The organism is Kitasatospora saccharophila (assembly GCF_039529925.1).
GTDB lineage: Bacteria > Actinomycetota > Actinomycetes > Streptomycetales > Streptomycetaceae > Kitasatospora > Kitasatospora saccharophila.
In genome coordinates, this window is record NZ_BAAANS010000024.1 from 26,304 (window position 1) to 47,719 (window position 21,416).

Genomic DNA, 21,416 nt, shown 5'->3' on the forward strand with positions numbered 1-21,416 from the left:
GCACGACCCGGCGTCAGTAACCTGGCGCCACAGGGGCCGCACACCCCACCGACCAGGAAAGCAGGAACCCCACCCATGGTGACACTCGCCGACGTGGCCCGGCACGCGGGCGTCTCGCCCAGCACCGTCAGCTACGTGCTCAGCGGCAAGCGCTCGATCTCGGAGGCCACCCGCCGCCGCGTCCAGCACGCCGTAGAGGAGCTCGGCTACCACCCCAACGCCGGCGCCCGCGCGCTCGCCGGACGACGCTCCCACATCATCGCCCTCGTCGTGCCGCTGCGCACCGACGTGTACGTGCCGATCATGATGGAGATCGCCGTCTCGGTCACCATGGCGGCCCGCCAGCACGGCTACGACGTGCTGCTGATCACCAACGACGAAGGCCCCGACGGGGTCCGCCGGGTCGCCGCCAGCGGCCTGGCGGACGGGGTCATCCTGATGGACGTCGAACTCGACGACGAACGCATCCCCGTCCTGCGCGAACAGGGCATCCAGGCGTCGATGATCGGCCTGCCCGCCGACAGCTCCGGCCTGTCCTGCGTCGACCACGACTTCGCCGCGGCCGGCGCCCAGTGCGCCGACCACCTCGCCGACCTCGGCCACCGGGACGTCGCCTTCATCGGCTACGCGCCCGCCGTCTACCACCGGCACGCCGGCTACGCCGAACGCACCCTGACCGGATTCCGGGAGCGCGCCCTCGAACGCGGCCTGAGATTCCTGCACCGGCCCTGCGAAGGCACCTACGAATCCACGGCCGGCACCCTGGCCCGGATCCTCGCCGACCGCCCCGACACCACCGGCTTCGTGGTGCAGAACGAGAGCGCCATCGGCCCGCTGCTGCAACTGCTGCCCACCAGCGGACGCACCGTCCCCGAGGACGCCTCGGTGGTCGCGCTCTGCCCCGAACAGCTCGCCGAGCAGTACGCCCCCGGCCTGACCGCCGTCACCGGACCCGCCCAGGAACTCGGCCGGGTCGCCGTCGACCAGGTGATGCGCCGGATCGCCGCCGCCGAACGCGGCACCGACCCCGAGGACGAACTCGTCCTGCTCGCGCCCGTCCTGACCCCCCGGCAGAGCAGCGGACCGCTGCTCGCCCCCGTCCCGCCCGCCCGAAGGAGGTAGCGCCGCCCGTGACGGCCAGCAACCCGGCGCCCGGCCCGGCCGACCGCCCGCACAACCCCGTCGTCCCCGGATTCCACCCCGACCCGAGCGTCTGCCGGGTCGGCGAGGACTACTACCTGGCCTGCTCCAGCTTCGAGTACCACCCCGGCGTGCCGATCCTGCACAGCCGCGACCTGGTCCACTGGCGGCAGATCGGCAACGCCCTCGCCGACCTGCCGCTCCCCGCGGACACCCCCTCCTCCGGCGGCGTCTACGCCCCCACCCTGCGCCACCACGACGGCCGGTTCCACCTGATCACCACCGAGGTCGGCACCGGCAACCTGCTGGTCACCGCCGAGGACCCGGCCGGACCGTGGTCCGCCCCCGTCCGGCTGCCCGACGTCCCCGGCATCGACCCCGACCTGGCCTGGGACGAGGACGGCACCTGCTGGTGCACCGTCGCCGGCGTCGCCCAGCTGCGGATCGACCCGGCCACCGGCAAGGCCCTGGAGGCCCCCCGCCCGCTGTGGTCCGGCACCCGGCAGGCCCCCGAGGCGCCGCACCTGTACCGGATCGGCGACTGGTGGTACCTGATGATCGCCGAGGGCGGCACCGAACGCGCCCACAGCGTCTCGATCGCCCGCTCCCGCCGCCCCGACGGCCCCTTCGAGCCCTGCCCCGACAACCCGCTGCTCACCCACGCCGGAAGCCACAGCCCGATCCAGAACACCGGCCACGCCGACCTGGTCCAGGGCCCCGACGGCAGCTGGTGGGCCCTGCTGCTCGGCGTCCGCCCGCAGGGCGGCACCCCCGGCTGGCACCCGCTCGGCCGCGAGACCTACCTGACGCCCGTCAGCTGGGTCGACGACTGGCCGGTGATCGCCGAGGTCCCCGTCGAACTCCCGGACCTGCCCTGGGAGTCGCACCCCTGGCCGGCCGAGCCGACCCGGGAGGACTTCGACGGCCCGCTGCCCCCGCAGTGGCTCTCCGTCCGCGACCGCCCCGCCGCCCACGTCAGCACCGAGCGCCGCCCCGGCTCGCTCACCCTGCACGCCCGCGGCGGCCACTTCGACGGCACCTTCACCGGCCGCCGCCAGCAGCAGCACGCCGTCCGGGCCCGCACCCGGCTCGACGCCACCGAGGGCACCGGCGGCCTCACCGTCCGCCTCGACGACGAACACGCCTACAGCGTCGAGGCCGACGGCCGGAGCGTCCGGGTCGTCACCCACCTCGGCGGCCGGGTCACCGTCGCCGCCGAACGGCAACTCCCGCACCACGACGTGGTGCTGCGCGTCGAGACCGCCCCCGCCGCCCCGCGCGGCCCGCGCACCGGCCCCGACGCCCTCGCCCTCGGCTACGAGCGGCCCGACGGCGGTTTCGAGGTGCTCGCCACCCTCGACGGCCGCTACCTCACCACCGAAGTGGCCGGCGGCTTCACCGGCCGCGTCATCGGCCTCCACGCCGCCGAAGGCACCGCGCACTTCGACTGGTTCGAACTCCAGCCCCTGGACTGAGGTCCCGGCGCGCCCCCCGACCACCGGCCGGGGCCGCCGACCTCCCCCGACCGCTGAACCGGACAGGAACACCCCCATGCCCGACCTGAACGACGCCACCCGCGGCCGCATCCTCTACGGCGGCGACTACAACCCCGAGCAGTGGCCCGAGGAGACCTGGCCCGAGGACGTCCGCCTGATGCGGCAGGCCGGCGTCACCAGCGTCACCGTCGGCGTGTTCTCCTGGGCCCGGCTCGAACCCACCCCCGGCGCCTACGACTTCGGCTGGCTCGACCGCCTGCTCGACCTGCTGCACGAGGCCGGGATCGGCGTCGTCCTGGCCACCCCCACCGCCTCCCCGCCCCCGTGGCTCGGCCACCTCCACCCCGAGACCCTGCCGCGGGCCGAGAACGGCACCACCGTCTGGTACGGCTCCCGCAACCAGTTCTGCGCCTCCTCCCCGGAGTACCGCCGCCGCGCCGCCGCCGTCACCGAGCAACTCGCCGCCCGCTACGGCGCGCACCCCGCGCTCACCATGTGGCACGTCAACAACGAGTACGGCACGCACTGCTGGTGCGACGAGACCGCCGCCCACTTCCGGCGCTGGCTGCAGGACCGGCACGGCACCCTGGAGGAACTCAACTCCGCCTGGGGAACCGCCTTCTGGAGCCAGCACTACGCCGACTGGGCGGAGATCCTGCCGCCCCGCCAGGCCCAGTACATCCGCAACCCCGCCCAGTTGCTCGACTTCGCCCGCTTCACCTCCGACGCCCTGCTGGAGTGCTACACCGCCGAGCACGCCATCGTCGCCCGGCACAGCCCCGCCGTCCCCGTCACCACCAACCACATGCCGTTCTGGCGCGGCCAGGACGGCTGGGCCTGGGCGCAGCGCCAGGACGTCGTCGCGCTCGACATCTACCCCGACCCCGACGACGCCCTCGGCGCCCAGCACGGCGCCCTCGTCCAGGACCTCGCCCGCTCGATGGCCGGCGGCCCCTGGATGCTGATGGAGCAGGCCACCGGCGCCGTCAACTGGCGCCCCGTCAACCGCCCCAAGCCGGCCGGCCTCAACCGGCTCTGGTCGCTGCAGGCCGTCGCCCGCGGCGCCGACGCGATCTGCTTCTTCCAGTGGCGCCAGTCCCGGCAGGGCGCCGAGAAGTTCCACTCCGCGATGCTCCCGCACTCCGGCACCGGCAACCGGGTGTACCGCGAGGCCGCCGCCCTCGGCGCCGACCTCGACCGGCTCGGCCCCGCCGTCTGCGGCACCCCCGTCACCGCCGAGGTCGCCCTGCTGCACGACTGGGACGCCTGGTGGGCGAGCGAGCAGCCCGGCCGCCCCTCCGAACTGCTCACCTACCAGGAGAACGTCACCGCCTGGCACCGCGCCCTGTGGGAGGCCAACCACACCACCGACCTGGCCCACCCCGCCGCCGACCTCGGCCGCTACCGCCTGGTCGTCGTCCCCTCGCTCTACCTGCTCACCGACGCCGCCCTCGACAACCTCGCCCACTACGTCCGCTCCGGCGGCACCCTGGTGGTCGGCTACTTCACCGGCGTCGCCGACCACCAGGACCGGATCCGCCCCGGCGGCGTCGACGCCCGGCTGCGCGAGGTGCTCGGCCTCGCCGCCGTCCACCAGTGGTGGCCGCTGAACGAGGGCGAGACCCTGCGGTGCACCGGCGAAGCGGACTTCCGCGGCTCGCTGTGGGCCGAGGAACTGGAGACCGCCGGAGCCGAGACCGTGGCCCGCTACGCGGACGGCGAACTCGCCGGACTCCCCGCCGTCACCCGCCACACCCACGGCGAGGGCACCGCCTGGTACCTCTCCACCCGCCCCGAACCCGACGCCCTGCGCGCCCTGCTCACCCGCGCCGCCCGCGAAGCCGGACTGCGCCCGGTCGTCGACGGGCTGCCCGCCGGCGTCGAGGCGGTCCGCCGCGGCGAACTGCTCTTCCTGCTCAACCACGGCCCGCAGCAGGCCAGTTGCGAACTGCCCGGGCACTGGGAGGATCTGCTGACCGGCAAGCCCGGCACCGGCACCCTCACCCTGGAACGCCACGGCGCCGCCGTCCTGCGCCCGGCCGCCGCATACCCGGCCGTCTCATGAAGGGCCCCCGCCGACGCGGCAGTTGGGAACCCACCCCGGCCGCCCGCTGGGAAGACGCCTTCCTCACCGGCAACGGCACCCACGGCGCCATGGCGCACGGCCGCACCCACGACGAACTGATCGTCGTCAACCACCACCTGCTGCTGCGCCCCAACGGCGGCGAACGGGCCCTCGCCCCCGACCTGGCAGGGCAGTTGGAGGACCTGCGGGACGCCGTCCTGACCGGCCGGGCCCGCGCGGCCGTCGCCCGCCACGTCACCGCACCGCTCCAATGGGTCCGCCCCTTCCACCCCGCGCTCGCCCTCCGGCTGCGCCGCACCGCCGCCCCCGTCGGCGACTACCGGCGCGAAGTCGACCACCGCACCGGCGTCCTGGCCACCCACTGGGACGGCCGGCGCGCCGAAACCTTCGCCTCGCGCGCCGACGACCTGATCGTCCACCGCGAAGTGCGCACCGGCGACGTCGAGTTGACCCACCACTGGCAACTCGACGGCGCTCCCGCCGACTTGGACGTCCGCACCGCCGCCACGGCCGAACCCGGCGGGGCCGTGCTGCGCACCGACGTCCGCCACCCCGGCGACTCCGGCACCGGCTACACCTGCTGGACGCACCTCCGCGCCACCGGCGGCACCCTGCGCGCCGAAGGGGAGACCGTCCGCGCCGAGGGCTGCGCCGAGATCCTGCTGCTCACCCGGGTCCACCCCTGGGAGGACCCGCAGCCGCCCGCCCTCCCCGACCGCCCGTACCCCGAACTGCTGGAACGCCACCTCGCCCGGCACACCCCCGCCTACGACCGGGTCGACCTCGACCTCGGCGCCCCCGAGGAACACCGCGCCCTGCCCGGATCCGCCCTGCTCGCCGCCCCCGACGAGCACCGGGCCGCCCTGCTGGAACGGCTCTTCGACGCCGGCCGCCACCACCTGCTCAGCTCCGCCGGCGTCCTGCCGCCCCGGCTCACCGGCCTGTGGACCGGCTCCTGGGACACCGCCTGGAGCGGCGCCCTCACCTGCGACGCCAACCTCAACCTCCAGGTCTCCTCCGCCGCCGCGGCCGCCCTCCCCGAAGTCAGCCACGCCCACGCCGCCTTCGTCGCACGCCAGTTGGACGACTGGCGGAGCAACGCCCGCCGACTGTTCGGCCTGCCCGGCATCGTCGCCCCCGCCCACACCGACGGCCGCTCCGGCCACGCCTACCACTACAGCGAGGACTACCCGCTGCACCTGTGGACCGCCGGCGCCCACTGGCTGCTGCAACCCCTGCTCGACCACGTCGACACCACCGGCGACACCGCCACGGACCGGGAACTCGTCCGCCCCGCGCTCGCCGAGACCGCCGACTTCTACCGCGCCTTCCTCACCCGCACCGGCCCCGACGGCCGCCTGCTGCTCGTCCCCTCCTACTCGCCCGAGAACACCCCCCGCGGCGCCGACAGCCCGATCAGCGTCAACGCCGCCATGGACCTCGCCGCCGCCCGCCACACCCTCACCGCCACCGGCCACCACCGGCTCGCCGACCGGCTGCCCCCCTACCGGGTCAACCCCGAAGGCGCCCTGGCCGAATGGGCCTGGCCCGCCGCCCCCGACAACCAGGAGCACCGGCACCTCAGCCACCTGCACCCGGTCTGGCCGCTCGGCGAGATCAACCCCCTCGACACCCCCGACCTCGCCGCCGCCGCCCACCGCGCCCTGCACCTGCGCGGCAGCGAGAACCACTCCGCCCACGGCCACCTGCACCGCGCCCTGATCGCCGCCCGGCTCGGCGACGCCGACCTGCTCGGCGAAGCCCTCGACGCCGTCCTGCACGGCCGCTTCTTCCACCCCTCGCTGATGAGCTCGCACTACCCGCACCTCGACGTCTACAACGCCGACGCCGCCCACACCCTCCCCGGCGTGCTGATCGAAGCACTGCTGCACTCCACCCCCGAGCGCATCGTGCTGCTCCCCGCCCCGCCCGCGCACCTGCCCCGCGGCACCGTCCGCGGCCTGCGCACCCGCTGCCGCACCACCCTCACCACCCTCGACTGGGACACCGCCGAGGGCCGGGTCGACGCCGTCCTGACCGCCGACACCGACCGCAGCGTCACCGTCCACCTCGGCACCGACCCCGGCCGACCCCCGGTCCGCCTCGACCTGCGCGCCGGCCACCCCACCCCCCTGCACCTCGACCCCACCCGGAGCTGAACCGCCGTGCCGCTCACCGACCTCGACCTCGACGACCTCCGGACCTACCGCCCCGACCTCACCGCCCCCGCCGGCTTCGACGCCTTCTGGGCCGACACCCTCGCCGGCGCCCGCGCCGCCGACGGCCCCGTCACCGCGCGGCTGCGCACCGACACCCGGCTCACCGCCTTCGACGTGTACGACGTCCGCTTCCCCGGCTGGCGGGGCGAACCCGTCGCCGCCTGGCTGATCCTGCCCCGCCGCACCACCGAACCGCTGCCCGTCATCGTCAAGTACATCGGCTACAGCGGCGGCCGCGCCCTGCCCGGCGAACACCTGCTGCCGCCCGCCGCCGGCTACGCCCACCTGGTCGTCGACAGCCGCGGCCAGGGCCACGACACCCCCGACCACGGCGAGGGCGACGGCACCCAGTGGGCCGAGGGCTTCATGACCCGCGGCATCGACGCCCCGGAGAACTACTACTACCGCCGCCTGATCACCGACTGCGTCCGCGCCCTCGACGCCCTCCCGCACCTGCCCGGCACCGACCCGGCCCGGGCGATCGTCTCCGGCGCCAGCCAGGGCGGCGGGCTCGCCCTCGCCGTCGCCGCCCTCGCCCCCGGACAGGTCGCCGCGCTGCTCAGCGACGTCCCGTTCCTGTGCCACTTCCGGCGCGCCGTGCGGATCACCGGCGACGGCCCCTACCCCGAGATCGCCAAGTACCTGCGCTGGCACAGCCGGGAGAAGGAGGAACAGACCCTCGCCACCCTCGACCACTTCGACGGCGTCCACTTCGCCCCCCGGGCCAGCGCCCCCGCGCTGTTCAGCGTCGGCCTGATGGACCCGGTCTGCCCGCCCTCCACCGTCTTCGCCGCCTACCACCGCTACGGCGGCCCCGCCGCCATCGAGGTCTGGAACTTCGCCGACCACGGCGGCGGCTACGGCTCCACCCCGCTCAAGCAGCTCGACTGGCTCGCCGAACAGGGCCTCGCCCCGAAGACCGCCTGACGGGGGCCCGGGCGGGGCGGGCCCGGGCGCCCCCGCGGCCCGGCGGACTCAGCGGCTCACCCGAAGGCCGCCGACGCCGCCTTCAGACCCTCCGCCGCGTTCCCGACCAGCGGCGTCCCGTGCCCGAACACCGCGTTGGCGGCGCCGAGTCCGGCCAGCCGGTGCAGCGAGGCGATCGCCCGGGCCCGGTCGGTGTTGAACACGCCCAGCATGGTCTCCCCCATGTTGGCCGCCGCGTCCCCCGTGAACAGCAGGTCCGGACCCGGCAGGTGCAGCGCCAGCGAACCGTCCGTGTGCCCCGGCGCGCCCAGCACCCGGGCCCCGCCGCCGAACGGCAGCACGTCGCCGTCCCGCACCTCCACGTCCACCCGGCACGGCGGCGCGGGCGGCAGGTCCGGCACCGAGGCCCGGATCGGACGCTCGAACTCCTCCAGCACCGGCGGCGCCCCCACCTCCTCGCCCCGGATCACCGGCGCCTCCAGGTGGTGCGCCACCACCGGCACGCCCCCGAAGCGCGCCGCCAGGTGGGCCGCGCCGCCGGTGTGGTCCTCGTGCCAGTGGGTCAGCACGATCCGCGCCAGCTCCCCGCCCGGCACCGACTCCACCAGCGCCGCCACCTGCTCCTCGAACCCCACCGGCCCGCTGTCCACCAGCGTCAGTTCCCGACCGTCCGACCACAAGTAGGCCGCCCCGACCGGGAGGACCAGCATCCGCAGACCGGGCAGCACCTCGATGACATCCATGCCGACCAGTCTGCGCACCCGCCCCGCCCCCAGCCTCCCGTTTAGCCCACAGCAGACCCCCGGCGCGCCGCGCCGCCCGGAGCGTTCGTGACCGCCCCACCCCGGACCGGCCTACCCTGGGAGGGCACGGAAGGACGTGACCACGTGGCCCACCGGACGCACCGCAGCGCGGGAGACGCCGTCACCGCACGCCTGCGCACCCAGACCGCCGAACTCGCCGCCCTCGCACCCGACGTCCGCGCCGACCGCCCCGACGCCGTCCACCGGATGCGGGTCGCCGCCCGCCGCCTGCGCAGCGCCCTGCGCACCCACCGGCGCCACCTGCGCGGCGACCACACCGCCACCGAGGACGGACTGCGCCACCTCGGCCGGGCCCTCGGACCGGCCCGCGACACCGAAGTGCTCGGCGCCCGCCTGCTCGCCCAGGCCCGCGAACTGCCCCCCGGCGCCGACCGCGAACGCGTCCTCGCCGAACTCACCGCCTGGACCACCCGCGAGACCCGCGACGCCCGCGCCCGCGCCCTCGCCGCCCTCGACGGTGAACCCTTCCGGCGCCTGCTCGCCACCCTCACCGCCCTCGCCGCCGACCCGCCGCTCAACTCCCGCGCCGCGAAGCCCTACGGGCCCGAACTCACCCGCACCCTGCGCCGCGAACACCGCCGCACCGCCGAACGGATCGACGCCGCCCGCCGCACCCCCGAGGGCCCCGCCCTCGAACGCGCCCTGCACGACGCCCGCAAGGCCGCCAAACGCGCCCGCTACGCCGGCGAGACCGCGGGCCGCCCCGCCCGCGCCTTCACCCGCCGGATGAAAGCCCTCCAGGACGTCCTCGGCCGCCACCAGGACGCCGTCGTCGCCCGCGACACCCTCCGCACCCTCTCCGACGGCGGTTTCGGCTACGGCGCCCTCTACGGCCGCCAGACCGCCGAACTCGGCTTCGCCCGCGAGCTGCTGCCGCAGGTCTGGGAGCAGGCCGCCCGCCGACCGAAGAAGCTCCGCTGAGCGGAGAGCACCATCAGGGGCTCGGGGAACGGCGAGGCCCAGGCTGCGGACGGTTCACTGCCGGAGCGCGCATCGGCTTCGGGTTCTGTTCACCACGCGCAGCAGCACGGACACTTCGATGGGCTCCGGCCGTCAGCAGCACGAGCCCGCCGTTCCCCGGGCCCCTGATGGTGCTCAGGTCAGGCCCAGACCGGCTGCGGTGGCCGCCTCGCGGAGGAGGTCGTCGACCATGGCGGGGGTGAGGCGGCCGGTGTAGGTGTTGCGGGGGCTGACGTGGAAGCAGCCGAAGAGGTGCATCTCGGGGCCGCCGTCGGTGGCGGGGAGGACGGCGTGCGCGCCGTGGCCGAAGACCGGCTTGGGGCGGGGGACCTGCCAGCCGGCGGCGGCCAGGACCGGGAGGAGGGCCTGCCAGGCGAAGCCGCCGAGGGCGACCACGGCGCGGACGGTGGGGCGGAGCTCCTCGAACTCGCGGACGATCCAGGGGCGGCAGGTGTCGCGTTCGGCGTTGGTGGGCTTGTTCTCCGGCGGGGCGCAGCGCACCGGGTCGGTGATCCGGACGCCGTGCAGCCGCAGGCCGTCGCCGCGCCAGGTGGACTCCGGCCGGTTGGCGAGGCCGAGCCGGTGCAGCGAGGCGTACAGCAGGTCCCCGGAGGGGTCGCCGGTGAAGATCCGGCCGGTCCGGTTGCCGCCGTGTGCGGCGGGGGCGAGGCCGACCAGCACCAGTCTGGCGTCGTGGGGGCCGAAGCCGGGGATCGGCCGGGCCCAGTACTCCTGGTCCTGGAAGGCCCGGCGCTTGACCAGCGCGGTCTCCTCGCGCCAGGCGACCAGCCGGGGGCAGGCACGGCAGTGGACCACCAGTTCGTCCAGCTCGGTGATGCTCCGGGTCTGCGGGGCCAGGACGGCGGGGGAGAAGTCCGAGGGCGGTTCCATGCCCGGAATCCTACGGTCGGTGACCGGTCCGGGACGGGAGGGCGCGGAGTAGCGTGGAGGTACGGGTCCGGGCGCGGTCCGGGCGCCGATCGGGTCGAGGTGACGGCGATGATCGTGGTCGACGCGTTGATCGCGCTGCTGCTGGTGCTGGCGGTGTACGCGGGGCTGAGCGTGCGGCTGGTGCAGCAGACCCAGCGCGGGGTGGTGTTCCGGTTCGGCCGGGTGCTGGACGAGGTGCGCGGCCCGGGGCTGGCCCGGATCCTGCCGGTGGCGGACCGGCTGCGGCGGGTGAACGTGCAGACCGTCACGATGCCGATCCCCGCCCAGGAGGGCATCACCCGGGACAACGTGACCGTCCGGGTGGACGCGGTGGTGTACTTCAAGGTGGTCGACCCGGTGAAGGCGATCGTCGACGTCCAGGACTACGGGTTCGCGATGTCGCAGGTCGCGCAGACCTCGCTGCGGTCGATCATCGGCAAGAGCGAGCTGGACGACCTGCTGGCCAACCGGGAGCCGATCAACCAGGGGCTCGAACTGATGCTGGACAGCCCGGCGCTGGGCTGGGGCATCCAGATCGACCGGGTCGAGATCAAGGACGTGGCGCTGCCCGAGTCGATGAAGCGCTCGATGGCCCGGCAGGCCGAGGCCGACCGGGAGCGGCGGGCCCGGATCATCACCGCCGACGGCGAGTTCCAGGCGTCCGCGCGGCTCTCGGAGGCCGCGAAGGTGATGTCCGCGACGCCCGCCGCGCTCCAACTGCGGCTGCTGCAGACGGTGGTGGAGGTCGCCGCGGAGAAGAACTCCACCCTGGTGCTGCCGTTCCCGGTGGAGCTGCTGCGCTTCCTGGAGAGCTCCACCGAACGGGCCGCCGCCCAGGCCGCCGAGGCCGCCCAGGTCACCGGAGCGGCCCGGCCGGACCCGGAGGCGGAGCCCCGGGGCGTCGAGCAGCTGGAACTCCCGCAGGACGCCGCCGCCGTCGAACTCGTCGACGGGCAGGGGCCGTTGCCGGCCGCCCCGCCGCACGCGGCCTGACCGGCCCGCGCCTGCGGTGGCGGGCCCACCCGACCCGGGGCGAGCATGGAGGGACGGACGTACCGTGCACGGGACCGCCGTGCGCCAGCCACCCCGGGAGGTCCGGCCATGACGACCGCGAAAGAGATCATGCACCCCGGAGCGGAGTGCGTCACCGGCGACCAGACGCTCGCCGAAGCCGCCCGGCTGATGCGCGACCGGGGCGTCGGCGCGCTGCCGATCTGCGGCGAGCAGCAGAAACTGCTCGGCATCCTCACCGACCGGGACATCGTCCTCAAGTGCGTCGCCGAGGGGCTCGACCCCGCCACCGTGCGCTGCGTCGAACTCGCCGCCGGACGCCCGATGGTGATCGAGGAGGACGAGGAGGCCGACCTGGTGCTGGAGGTCATGGAGGAGCGCCGGGTGCGCCGGCTGCCGGTGATCAACCACCCCGACCACCAGCTGGTCGGCATGATCAGCGAGGCGGACATCGCCCGCCACCTCTCGCAGGAGCGGCTCGCCGAGTTCGTCACCACCATCACCGCGCGCTGACCCCGCCGACCGGCCGGACGGCCTGCGGCCCTCCACCGGCGAGGACTTCCTGATCGCCGCCACCCGAGGGCCGCGGTCCGCTCCTGACGGAGCGTCAGCTCCGGTGGTGCTCGGGCAGCTCAGCCAGGAACGCGTCCGCGATCACCTGGTAGCCGGCGTCGTTGGCGTGGATGTCGCCGCGCGCCATGTTGGTCCACTGCAGGATCCGGGCCACGTTCAGCGGCACCTGCTGCCCGCCCAGCGGCACCGTGGGCTGGAACGCCCCGGTGGCGAAGGCGCCCGCCACGTCGGCCGTCGGGACGCGGTGGCGGGCGTCCACGTCTTCGATCACACCGTTCAGCGACTCGCTCAACCGCACCGAGGCGGTGGCGAGTTCCTTGCCCCGGTCGCCGGTCACCCAGGCGGCCAGGAACGGGTCGTACAGGTTCATCCCGACGATCCGGGTGTGCGGGCCCGCCGCCGCCCGCAGCTCGCCCAGGATCCGGTCCAGCCCGGTGCGGACCTGCTCGATGCCGTTCAGCGCGCACGGCAGGTCCAGCGAGCCGCCGGCGGCGCAGCGCTGCACGTCGTTGGCGCCGATGTCGATCGTCACCAGCAGCTCGTCCTTCCGGTGCGCCTTCACGTAGGCCACCGCCGCCTCCAGTTGGGAGCCGCCGAAGGAGTGCGGGTACGGGCAGCCGCCGTTCGCCATGCTGCCGGTGGTCTCGCCCGGGCAGCCCAGGTCGGTGAACTCGAACGGCCGGTGGTCCCGCGCGGCCCGCGCCCCCAGCGTCCGGGCCAGGTCCTGCGCGTAGCCCCGGCCCACCAGGTGCCCGCCGTCCGGCGTCGTCTGGTAGCCCGCCGCCAGCGAATCGCCGAGCGCCAGGTAGTACGCGGTGCGGTGCGGGCCGCCGCCGGGTCCGTTCCCGCCCGGGCCGTGCCCGGCGGCCGGCGCCGCGACGGCGGGCGCGGTGCCCGCGGCGGCGAGCACCAGGGCGGTCAGGGCGGCGGCAACGAGCGTACGGCGGCGCGCTATCGGGCGCACGGGGCCTCCAGGTGGCGACGGGTCGGGATCGAATCGACCAGGGGAGGCTACTGCCCGGTACCGCCCGCGCGCAGGGGTTTCGGCCCGACTGCCGGCCCGACTGCCGGTCCGGGAACCGGAGGGGAGCCGGACGGGAGCCGGACGGGGAGGGCGGTCAGCCGGGGAAGGCGTACACGGCGGTGGCGTGCGCCACCGGCTCCTCCGGGGCGTCCGGCGCGGTCAGCGCGACGTCCACGAAGGCCACCCGGCGGCCCAGCTTGGTCAGCCGCGCCGTGACCAGCAGGTCGGTGCCGCGGGCCGCGCGCTGGAAGGTGGTGGACAGCTGGACGGTCGTCATCGGCGCGAACCCCCCGAGCGCCGCGCAGACCGCGATCGCCGCGGCGGTGTCGGCCGCCGCCGCCATCGCCTGCCCCGACAGCCCGCCGCCCTCCCGGGCCAGCCGCTCCGACCAGGGCAGCCGCAGCACCGCGTGCCGCTCGCCCGTCCCCACGACGGACAGCCCCAGCTCCCGCACCCAGGGGGCGAAGTTCCCGGCGAGGATCCCGTCCGCCTCGGCGGGGGTGAGCTTGCCGCCGCCCGCCCCGTCGTCGGCGGCGTCGGCAGTGGTGGCACTGGTGGTGGTCATGGAGCCGATGGTAGGGGCGGCCGGTCACGCAGCGCCATAGCCCGTGCGCGCAGCGTGCACCGGGTCGTGGAGGCGGCGTCCGCAAGGCATGGTGGTGGGGTGGGAGTGCGGCGGAGACTGGTCGGCCTGCTGAGCGAGTGGCGCACCGGACACCTGATGGTGCTGCTGCCGCTCGGCCTGATCGTGCTGATCTCCGTCGTCGACATCGCGATCTCCCCGAACATCCACCTCGGTCCGCTGCTGGTGGTCGCCCCCGCGATCACCCCCTCCTTCGGCGGCACCCGGCTGACCGCCCTGATCGGGGTCCTCGCCCTGATCGCCCAGGTCGTCATCGCCTCCCTGCACGGCGGCCTGTTCACCCCCAACCACCAGGCGCAACTGCTCGCCCTCGCCGTGGTGACCGCCGTCATCCTCGCCTACACCCGGATCCACGAACGCCACGACCGCGAACTCGACCGGGTCCGCACCGTCTCCGACGCCGTCCAGCGCGTCATGATGCGCCCGCTGCCCGACCGCGCCGGACCCCTGCGGATCGCCACCCGCTACCTCGCCGCCGACGACGAGGCCAACGTCGGCGGCGACCTGTACGCCGCCGTCCGCACCCCGCACGCCACCCGCCTGCTGATCGGCGACGTCCGGGGCAAGGGCCTCGGCGCCGTCGGCGACGCCGCCGCCCTGCTCGGCGCGTTCCGCGAACTCGCCCACCGGCACGAGGACCCCGCCCGGCTGGCCGACGCGCTCGAAGCCTCCTACCGCCGCCACCTCGCCGAACTCGCCGACAGCGGCCAGGACGTCCAGGAGAACTTCGTCACCGCCCTGGTCCTCGACCTCCCCGACGACCGCCCCGCCGCCCGGGTCGCCGACTGCGGACACCCCCCGCCGCTGCTCCTCACCCCCGCCGGCGCCCACCCGCTGCCGCTGTGCCGCACCGCACCGCCGCTCGGCATGAGCGCCCTGGGCCCCGTCGACCGCCGCACCGAGGAGTTCGACTTCCCGCCCGGCAGCACCCTGCTCCTCCACACCGACGGCGTCACCGAGGCCCGCGCCGCCGACGGCACCTTCTACCCCCTCCCGGCCCGCGCCGCGCGCCTCCCCGCCGAGAGCCCCCGCGCCCTGCTGGACGCGCTCCGCCGCGACCTCCTCGACCACGTCGGCGGGCGGCTGATGGACGACGCGGCGATGGTCGCGGTCGCCCGCGAGCGCTGACAACGAGAGCCCCGCCAGGGGCTCGGGGAACGGCGAGGCCCAGTCTGCTGACGGTGCACTGCCGGAGCGCGCATCGGCTTCCGGTTCGGTTACTACACGCAGCAGCACGGACACTTCGATGGGCTCCGGCCGTCAGCAGCACGGACCCGCCGTTCCCCGAGCCCCTGATTTCGCCTCCCGCCGTTCTCACCCAGCCGCTGGCGATGCCCTTTTACCTGGTGGATAGGGTGGGGCAGCCCGTACCACCGCCGGACCGGAGGAGTTTTCCGTGCAGCCGATCATCGACCGTCCGATCCGCTGGGGGATCCTCGCCACCGGCGGGATCGCCATCTCCTTCGTGGAGGACCTGCTCGCCGTTCCCGGCGCCGAGGCGTTCGCGGTCGCCTCCCGGCGGGAGGAGTCCGCCCGGGCCTTCGCCGGGCGGCACGGCATCGCGCACGCGTACGGCAGTTGGCAGGAGCTGGCGGCCGACCCGGAGGTCGACGTGGTCTACGTGGCGACCCCGCACGCCGCGCACCACGCGGCGACCGCGCTGCTGCTGGAGGCGGGGAAGGCGGTGCTGTGCGAGAAGCCGTTCACGCTGAACTCGGGGCAGGCCGCCGAACTGGTCGCGCTGGCCCGCAAGCGCGAGGTCTTCCTGATGGAGGCCATGTGGACGTACCTGGACCCGACGGTGCGGCGGATCACCGAACTGGTCGCGGACGGGGCGATCGGTGAAGTCCGTTCCGTGCAGGCCGAGTTCGGGTTCACCGCGCAGGAGGACCCGACCCACCGGCTGTGGGACCCGGCGGCGGGCGGCGGCGCCCTGCTCGACCTCGGGGTGTACCCCGTCGCGTTCGCCCAACTGCTGCTCGGCGCACCGGAGTCGGTGCAGGCGTGGGCGCGGCTGACCGAACTCGGGGTGGACGCCAACACCGGCATCCTGCTCGGCCACCCGGGCGGCGCGACCGCGCTGCTGTCCTGCTCGCTCGACGTGCAGTGCGGCCAGCGCGCCTCCGTCCAGGGCAGCGCGGGCCGGATCGAGATCGACCGGGACTTCTTCCACCCGGCCGGGTTCACCCTGCACCGGGACGGCGCCGAGCCCGAGGTCTTCACCGGCCCGGCGAAGGCCGGGCACGGCTACGGACTGGAGGCGGCCGAGGTGATGCGCTGCCTGCGGGCCGGGGAGACGGAGTCGCCGCTGGTGCCGCTGGACTCCACGCTGTCCGTGATGCGCACCCTGGACGCCGTCCGGGAACGGATCGGGGTCCGCTACCCGGGCGAGTGACCGGGCGCTTCCCCGTCCTGCTCGAAGGCCCGCAGCAGTACCTCCGCCAGGTGCAACGGCCGGGCGGAGGGCTCCAGTTGGGTGAGCTGGGTGCGGCAGCTGAGCCCGTCGGCGAGGAGCAGCGTCTCCGGCGCGGCGGCCCGGACGGCGGGCAGCAGGGCGCGTTCGGCGGCGGCCACCGACACCTCCCAGTGGCCGCGCTCGAAGCCGAACGCGCCCGCCAACCCGCAGCAACCGGCGTCGAGTTCGCGGTTCTCCAGGCCGAGGCGGGCGGTGATCCGCCGGTCGGCGGCGGTGCCGAGGACGGCGTGCTGGTGGCAGTGCACCTGGGTCATCGCCGTCCCGGTCAACCCGGGCAGCTCGACCTCCCGTTCGTCCAGGAACTCGGCCAGCGTGCGGACCCGGGACGGCAGTTCGGGCGTCCGGTCGGGGAGCAGCCGGGCCCAGTCCGACCGCAGGGTGGCCGTGCAGGACGGCTCCAGGCCCACCACCGGCAGGTCGGGCGGCAGTTCGCCCAGGTTGCGCAGCGAGCGGGTGACCACCCGGCGGGCCAGGCCGAGTTGGCCGCTGGCGATCAGGGTCAGTCCGCAGCACACCGGGCCGGACGGCAGCAGCACCCGGAAGCCGAGGCGTTCCAGCACCAGGACGGCGGCCCGGGCCGGGGCCGGGTCGAGGAGCTCGGACATCGAGTCGGGCCACAGCAGCACCGCCGGGGCCTCCGGGGCCGCCGGGTGCGCGGCCCGGTGGTCGCGGAACCAGGCGCTGAACCGCCGCTCCGGCAGCGCGGGCAGCTCCCGGCGCGGGTCGACGCCGCCGAGCCGCTTGAGCACCGGCGCGCTGAACCGGCCGCGCAGCGCGGCGTTGGCGGCGCGCGGCGCCAGGTGGGCCAGCCGGAGCCACAGCGGCAGCCAGCCGAAGGACAGGTGCGCGGCCGGGCGCGGCCGGAACCGGTAGTGGTGGTACAGGAACTCGGACCGGTAGGCGGCCATGTCCACGTGCACCGGGCAGTCGCTCGCGCAGCCCTTGCAGCCCAGGCAGAGGTCCAGTGCCTCGCGCACCTCGGGCGAGCGCCAGCCGTCGGTGACCAGCTCGCCGCGCAGCATCTCGCCGAGCAGCCGGGCCCGGCCCCGGGTCGAGTGCCGCTCCTCGCCGGTCACCATGTAGCTCGGGCACATCACCCCGGACGCGGTGTCCACGCACTTGCCGACGCCCACGCAGCGGTGCACCGCCGACAGCAGGCTGCCGCCGTCCTCCGGATAGGCCAGGGCGAGCGGCAACTCCCGCCCGGGGAACCGCAGATCGGCGTCCAGCGGGCGCGGGTCGACCAGCAGGCCCGGGTTCAGCAGGCCGTCCGGATCCCAGATCCGCTTGAACCGGGCGAACAGGTCGATCACCTGCGGCGGGAACATCCGGGGCAGCAGTTCGGCCCGGGCCTGCCCGTCGCCGTGCTCGCCCGACAGCGAACCCCCGTGCGCCACCACCAGGTCCGCCGCCTCCGTCATGAACTCCCGGAAACCCTCCGGCCGTTCGCGCAGCGGGAAGTCCAGCCGCAGGTGCACGCAGCCCTCGCCGAAGTGCCCGAACGGCACCCCGCGCAGCCCGTGCCGCTTCAGCAGCGTCCGCAACTGCCTCAGGTACGAACCCAGTTGCTCGACCGGGACGGCGGAGTCCTCCCAGCCCGGCCAGGCCGCGCCGCCCGGCCGCCCGTCCGGGCCCGGCGGCAGCCGGGTGACGATGCCCGCGCCCGCCTCCCGGATCGCCCACAGCGCCCGCTGCTCGTCCGGGTCGGTCACCAGGGCGACCGCCGCGGCCCGTTCCCGCCGCACCGCCTCCGCCAACTGCCGGGCCCGGTCGGCGGCTTCGGCGGGCGTCGCGCCGCCGGTCTCCAGGAACAGCCAGCACGCGCCGTCCGGCAGCCGGTCCAGCACCGGGGGGCGCGGGCCGGACACCAGCAGCGCGGCCACCAGGTCGGCGGCCATCCCCTCGCAGGTCAGCGGCGCCAGCGGGAGCAGCGCGGGCACCGCGTCGGCCGCCGCCGTCTCGTCCGGGTACCCGGCCACCACCAGCGCCCGGGCGGCCGGTTCGGGCACCAGCCGCACCGTCGCCTCCAGCAGCAGCGCGCACGTCCCCTCGGTACCGGTCACCGCCCGCACCAGGTCGTAGCCGCGCTCGGGCAGCAGCGCGTCCAGCGGGTAGCCCGAGCCGCGCCGGGGCAGCACCGGCATCGCCCGGCGCAGCAGCGCCAGGTTGTCGGCGGCCAGCGCCTGCAACTCCCGGTGCAGCCGGCCGACCCGGCCCGGGGCGGCGGCCAGCGCGGCCCGCTCGGCGGGCGGCAGCGGGCCGGCGACGGACAGTTCGGTGCCGTCGGCCAGCAGCAGGTCGAGGCCGTGCAGGTTGTCGGAGGTCCGGCCCCAGGCCAGCGAGTGCGAACCGCAGGCGTCGTTCCCGATCATCCCGCCGACCGTGCACCGGCTGTGGGTGGACGGGTCCGGCCCGAAGCGCAGCCCGAACGGCCGTGCCGCGCGCTGGAGTTCGTCCAGCACGGTACCCGGTTCCACCCGGGCGGTGCGCCGCTCCGGATCCACCTCCAGCACCCGTCCGAAGTGCCGCCGGAAGTCCAGCACCACCGCGCCCGGCCCGATCGCCTGCCCGCCGATGCTCGTCCCCGACCCGCGCGCCACCACCGGCACCCCGCGCTCCCGGCACACCCGCAGCGCCGCCCGCACGTCCGCCCGGTCGACGGGCTTCACCACCCCGCGCGGCACCTGCCGGTAGTTCGACGCGTCCTGCCCGTACACGGCGCGCTCGGCGGTGTCGAAACGGACCTCGCCACGGACGGCGGCGGCGAGGGCGCGGGCGAGATCGGAGGCCATGCCCCGATCATCCCAGGCGGAGCCGGACACGGGCGGGCGCGACGGGCGGGGACGGCCTCGCGGACCGGTCGGGCTGACCGTCCGTCACACCCCTGGCCGAGCCCGGACGGCCGTCACCGGATGCGGGTGCCCCGGGCGTGCACCAGCCTTGGGCCATGAGGAACACACTGGGACGAAGGGCCGCGTTCGGCGGGGTGTCGGTGCTCGCCGCGCTTGTCATCGGTGCGTCGAGCGCCGGTTGTTCGAGCAGCAAGAACGATTCGGGTGGCGCCTCCGGCAGTACGCCGACGGTCACCGCGGCGGGGACGGAAGCGGCGGCGAGCGCCTCGGCGGCCACGGCTTCGGCCACCGCTTCGAGCACGGCGAAGGCGGCGGGGACGGAAGCGGAGTCGCTGAAGGCGTTCGTCGCGAGCTCGTCGAGCGCGACGGCCGCGATGAAGACCGCGGTCGCCGACCACGTGACGAAGGTCGACGAGTCCAACGGCATGGTGAACATCTACACCGACCTGACCGGCGAACTCGGCTCCAGCGACGGCGACACCGCGAAGCTGATCGTCTCGGCCGCGACGGACTGGGCGACCCAGGAGCACAAGCCCCTCGCCGAGGGGGCGGGCCTGATCACGGTCTACAACGCGAACGGTGCCATCCTCTCGAACGGCAACTACTGACCCCCTCGCCCCGCCACGCGGCCCCCGCCACCGGTGGGGGCCGCGTCGTGCGGTCAGGCGGCGTAGGCTCCCGCTCCGCCCCGAACCCCGCCGTGACGAGGAGCCGCCTGTGCCCGGCCGCACCCGCATCCGTCTGATCGAGCCCGCGGACGCTGCCCCGATCGCCGCGCACCGGGCCCGGGACGCCGACGCGTTCCGCCGCTGGGAACCGGACCAGCCGCCGGGGCACCTCACCGCGGCCGGCCAGGCGGAACGGATCGATCGCCTGCTGGCTGGGCACCGCGCGGGTACCCTCTGGCCGGGCGTGGTGCTCGCCGACGGGCGGGTGATCGGCCAGGTCACCGTCGGCGGCATCCTGCCCCAGCCGCACCTGCGCCGCGCCTCCCTCGGCTACTGGATCGCCACCACCGCCCAGAACCAGGGCCACGCTGGCCGCGCCGTCGCGCTCGCCTTGCGGCTGATGGCGGACGAACTCGGCCTGCACCGCGTCGAGGCCGGCACCAACCTGGAGAACCTGCCCTCGCAGCGCGTACTGCGCCGCAACGGCTTCGCCCCGTACGGCGTCGCGCACTCCTCGATCCTCCTCGACGGGAGCTGGCAGGACGCGCTGCTGTGGGAGCGGCTCCTCGACTGACCGTCCCCGGGCGCCCGGCTCATCAGCCCCCCGCCCGGGGCGAACCGGCGGACCGTCAGGGGCTCTCCGGGGAGGCGGAGGGCTGCTGCGGGATGACCGGCAGGCTCGGGTCCACCGGTTCGGGCTGGGGGAGTGCGGCCTGGACGGGCACGGTGAACACGGCGGGCGCGGCGGGTGCGGTGGTGGGTGCGGCGGGGGAGGTGGGTGCGGCGGCCTGGATCTTGTCGTCGCGTTCGTCGTCGCCCGCGCCGTCCCTGGTGGTCAGGACGGTGTCGAAGACCTCGCGGAGCTTGTCGGTGGCCTGCTTGGAGAACAGGCCGCAGAGTCCGGCGATCCCGGCGAAGCCGTACGGGTTGGTGGCCGTCCCGTCGGTGCCGTTGGCGAACAGGCCGCCGCGCAGCAGGAAGTAGACCAGCAGGGCGAGCGCGCCGCCGATCGCGGTGCGCAGTAGGTACCAGGGCAGCCAACTGGGCAGCAGCTGCCGGTTCCCGGCGTAGGTGGCGAAGGAGGTGGCGGCGTGCACGAAGCTGCCCAGGCCGCTGGCGGCGAGCACGGCCAGCAGCATCGCGGTGTTGGAGGTCAGGTGCCAGGGGCCGAGGCCGAGCACCGTCCACGGCATCGGGTCGCCGGTCGGGGCGTGTTCGGCGGTCAGCGTGGTGAGCGGCGTCCACACGCTGATCAGCACGGCCATGCAGGCGAACGCCTCGGCCAGCAGCAGGGCCCCCAGCAGCAGGAGCGTCCAGTTGGACATCAGCCGCTGCGGCGGGAGTTGGCCCGCGGTCTCCGGGCCGGGCCCGTCGGCGGTCTCGGTCGGGGCGGCGACCGAGGGGTCCGGGGCCGGGTCCGGCGTCGGGGCCGCTGACGGGGAAGCAGGGGAGGACATCGGGGAGTTCGCCTTCCGGTCCGGTGGGTGCGTGCACGGAACTGGGCGCGGTGAGCTGCGGTTGCGGGACGGACTCTACCCCGCAGCCCCGGCCGACGGGGCGTCAGGACACCGCCGCTGACGTGTCGTT

General features: G+C 75.3%; 19 protein-coding genes. 12 read left to right on the forward strand and 7 right to left on the reverse strand.

Annotated features, from left to right (window positions below):
* Positions 1-75 precede the first annotated feature (75 nt).
* The 5 genes from ABD345_RS18515 to ABD345_RS18535 all read left to right on the forward strand — a co-directional run bounded on the left by ABD345_RS18515 (position 76) and on the right by ABD345_RS18535 (position 7,868).
* Positions 76-1,122 (forward strand): LacI family DNA-binding transcriptional regulator, encoded by a 1,047-nt coding sequence (locus ABD345_RS18515; protein ID WP_344553368.1) that lies wholly within the window; start codon positions 76-78, stop codon positions 1,120-1,122.
* 8 nt (positions 1,123-1,130) lie between these two features.
* Entirely contained in the window at positions 1,131-2,615 is a 1,485-nt protein-coding gene (locus ABD345_RS18520; protein WP_344553369.1) for a glycoside hydrolase family 43 protein, read from the forward strand.
* A gap of 76 nt (positions 2,616-2,691) precedes the next feature.
* The gene (locus ABD345_RS18525) at positions 2,692-4,701 is read left to right on the forward strand and encodes a beta-galactosidase (protein WP_344553370.1); all 2,010 of its coding nucleotides are present in this window, start codon (positions 2,692-2,694) and stop codon (positions 4,699-4,701) included.
* Positions 4,698-6,881 carry a glycosyl hydrolase family 95 catalytic domain-containing protein gene (locus ABD345_RS18530; RefSeq protein ID WP_344553371.1) on the forward strand — a complete coding sequence of 728 codons (2,184 nt, stop codon included), beginning with the start codon at positions 4,698-4,700 and terminating at the stop codon, positions 6,879-6,881. Before ABD345_RS18525 ends, ABD345_RS18530 begins: the two co-directional genes overlap by 4 nt.
* Before the next feature lie 6 nt (positions 6,882-6,887).
* Positions 6,888-7,868: an acetylxylan esterase gene (locus tag ABD345_RS18535; protein WP_344553373.1), complete on the forward strand. Its 981-nt coding sequence runs from the start codon at positions 6,888-6,890 to the stop codon at positions 7,866-7,868.
* 56 nt (positions 7,869-7,924) lie between these two features.
* Here the strand turns inward: ABD345_RS18535 and ABD345_RS18540 are convergent, their stop codons facing one another.
* Entirely contained in the window at positions 7,925-8,611 is a 687-nt protein-coding gene (locus tag ABD345_RS18540; RefSeq protein ID WP_344553374.1) for an MBL fold metallo-hydrolase, read from the reverse strand.
* Between the two features lie 144 nt (positions 8,612-8,755).
* Here ABD345_RS18540 and ABD345_RS18545 point away from each other — a divergent pair, with 144 nt between their 5' ends.
* On the forward strand, positions 8,756-9,613 hold the full coding sequence (locus ABD345_RS18545) for a CHAD domain-containing protein (RefSeq protein ID WP_344553375.1): 858 nt from the start codon (positions 8,756-8,758) through the stop codon (positions 9,611-9,613).
* Between the two features lie 174 nt (positions 9,614-9,787).
* Here ABD345_RS18545 and ABD345_RS18550 read toward each other — a convergent pair whose 3' ends face one another.
* Positions 9,788-10,543 (reverse strand): uracil-DNA glycosylase, encoded by a 756-nt coding sequence (locus tag ABD345_RS18550; RefSeq protein ID WP_344553376.1) that lies wholly within the window; start codon positions 10,541-10,543, stop codon positions 9,788-9,790.
* 108 nt (positions 10,544-10,651) lie between these two features.
* On the opposite strand from ABD345_RS18550, the gene ABD345_RS18555 reads away from it, so the two are divergent.
* Positions 10,652-11,575 carry a slipin family protein gene (locus ABD345_RS18555; protein ID WP_344553377.1) on the forward strand — a complete coding sequence of 308 codons (924 nt, stop codon included), beginning with the start codon at positions 10,652-10,654 and terminating at the stop codon, positions 11,573-11,575.
* Positions 11,576-11,683: 108 nt separating this feature from the next.
* The gene (locus tag ABD345_RS18560; RefSeq protein ID WP_344553378.1) at positions 11,684-12,106 is read left to right on the forward strand and encodes a CBS domain-containing protein; all 423 of its coding nucleotides are present in this window, start codon (positions 11,684-11,686) and stop codon (positions 12,104-12,106) included.
* A gap of 94 nt (positions 12,107-12,200) precedes the next feature.
* Here the strand turns inward: ABD345_RS18560 and ABD345_RS18565 are convergent, their stop codons facing one another.
* Together ABD345_RS18565 and ABD345_RS18570 are read right to left on the reverse strand one after the other, a co-directional pair.
* Positions 12,201-13,130 carry an SGNH/GDSL hydrolase family protein gene (locus ABD345_RS18565; protein WP_344553379.1) on the reverse strand — a complete coding sequence of 310 codons (930 nt, stop codon included), beginning with the start codon at positions 13,128-13,130 and terminating at the stop codon, positions 12,201-12,203.
* 154 nt (positions 13,131-13,284) lie between these two features.
* On the reverse strand, positions 13,285-13,755 hold the full coding sequence (locus ABD345_RS18570) for a PaaI family thioesterase (protein ID WP_344553380.1): 471 nt from the start codon (positions 13,753-13,755) through the stop codon (positions 13,285-13,287).
* A gap of 99 nt (positions 13,756-13,854) precedes the next feature.
* On the opposite strand from ABD345_RS18570, the gene ABD345_RS18575 reads away from it, so the two are divergent.
* Both ABD345_RS18575 and ABD345_RS18580 read left to right on the forward strand, forming a co-directional pair.
* Complete coding sequence (locus ABD345_RS18575) at positions 13,855-14,961, forward strand: PP2C family protein-serine/threonine phosphatase (protein ID WP_344553381.1); 1,107 nt, start codon at positions 13,855-13,857, stop codon at positions 14,959-14,961.
* 268 nt (positions 14,962-15,229) lie between these two features.
* On the forward strand, positions 15,230-16,228 hold the full coding sequence (locus ABD345_RS18580; RefSeq protein ID WP_344553382.1) for a Gfo/Idh/MocA family protein: 999 nt from the start codon (positions 15,230-15,232) through the stop codon (positions 16,226-16,228).
* On the opposite strand, the gene ABD345_RS18585 is transcribed toward ABD345_RS18580, so the two are convergent.
* The gene (locus ABD345_RS18585; protein ID WP_344553383.1) at positions 16,213-19,101 is read right to left on the reverse strand and encodes an FAD-binding and (Fe-S)-binding domain-containing protein; all 2,889 of its coding nucleotides are present in this window, start codon (positions 19,099-19,101) and stop codon (positions 16,213-16,215) included. The two genes, ABD345_RS18580 and ABD345_RS18585, sit on opposite strands and share 16 nt — an antisense overlap.
* 7 nt (positions 19,102-19,108) lie before the next feature.
* Entirely contained in the window at positions 19,109-19,597 is a 489-nt protein-coding gene (locus ABD345_RS18590; RefSeq protein ID WP_344553384.1) for a hypothetical protein, read from the reverse strand.
* On the opposite strand from ABD345_RS18590, the gene ABD345_RS18595 reads away from it, so the two are divergent.
* Positions 19,587-19,769: a hypothetical protein gene (locus ABD345_RS18595; RefSeq protein WP_344553386.1), complete on the forward strand. Its 183-nt coding sequence runs from the start codon at positions 19,587-19,589 to the stop codon at positions 19,767-19,769. The two genes, ABD345_RS18590 and ABD345_RS18595, sit on opposite strands and share 11 nt — an antisense overlap.
* A 109-nt stretch (positions 19,770-19,878) precedes the next feature.
* Positions 19,879-20,403, forward strand: a complete 525-nt coding sequence (locus tag ABD345_RS18600; protein ID WP_344553388.1) for a GNAT family N-acetyltransferase — start codon at positions 19,879-19,881, stop codon at positions 20,401-20,403.
* A gap of 55 nt (positions 20,404-20,458) precedes the next feature.
* Here the strand turns inward: ABD345_RS18600 and ABD345_RS18605 are convergent, their stop codons facing one another.
* Entirely contained in the window at positions 20,459-21,286 is an 828-nt protein-coding gene (locus ABD345_RS18605; RefSeq protein ID WP_344553389.1) for a hypothetical protein, read from the reverse strand.
* Positions 21,287-21,416: the final 130 nt, after the last annotated feature.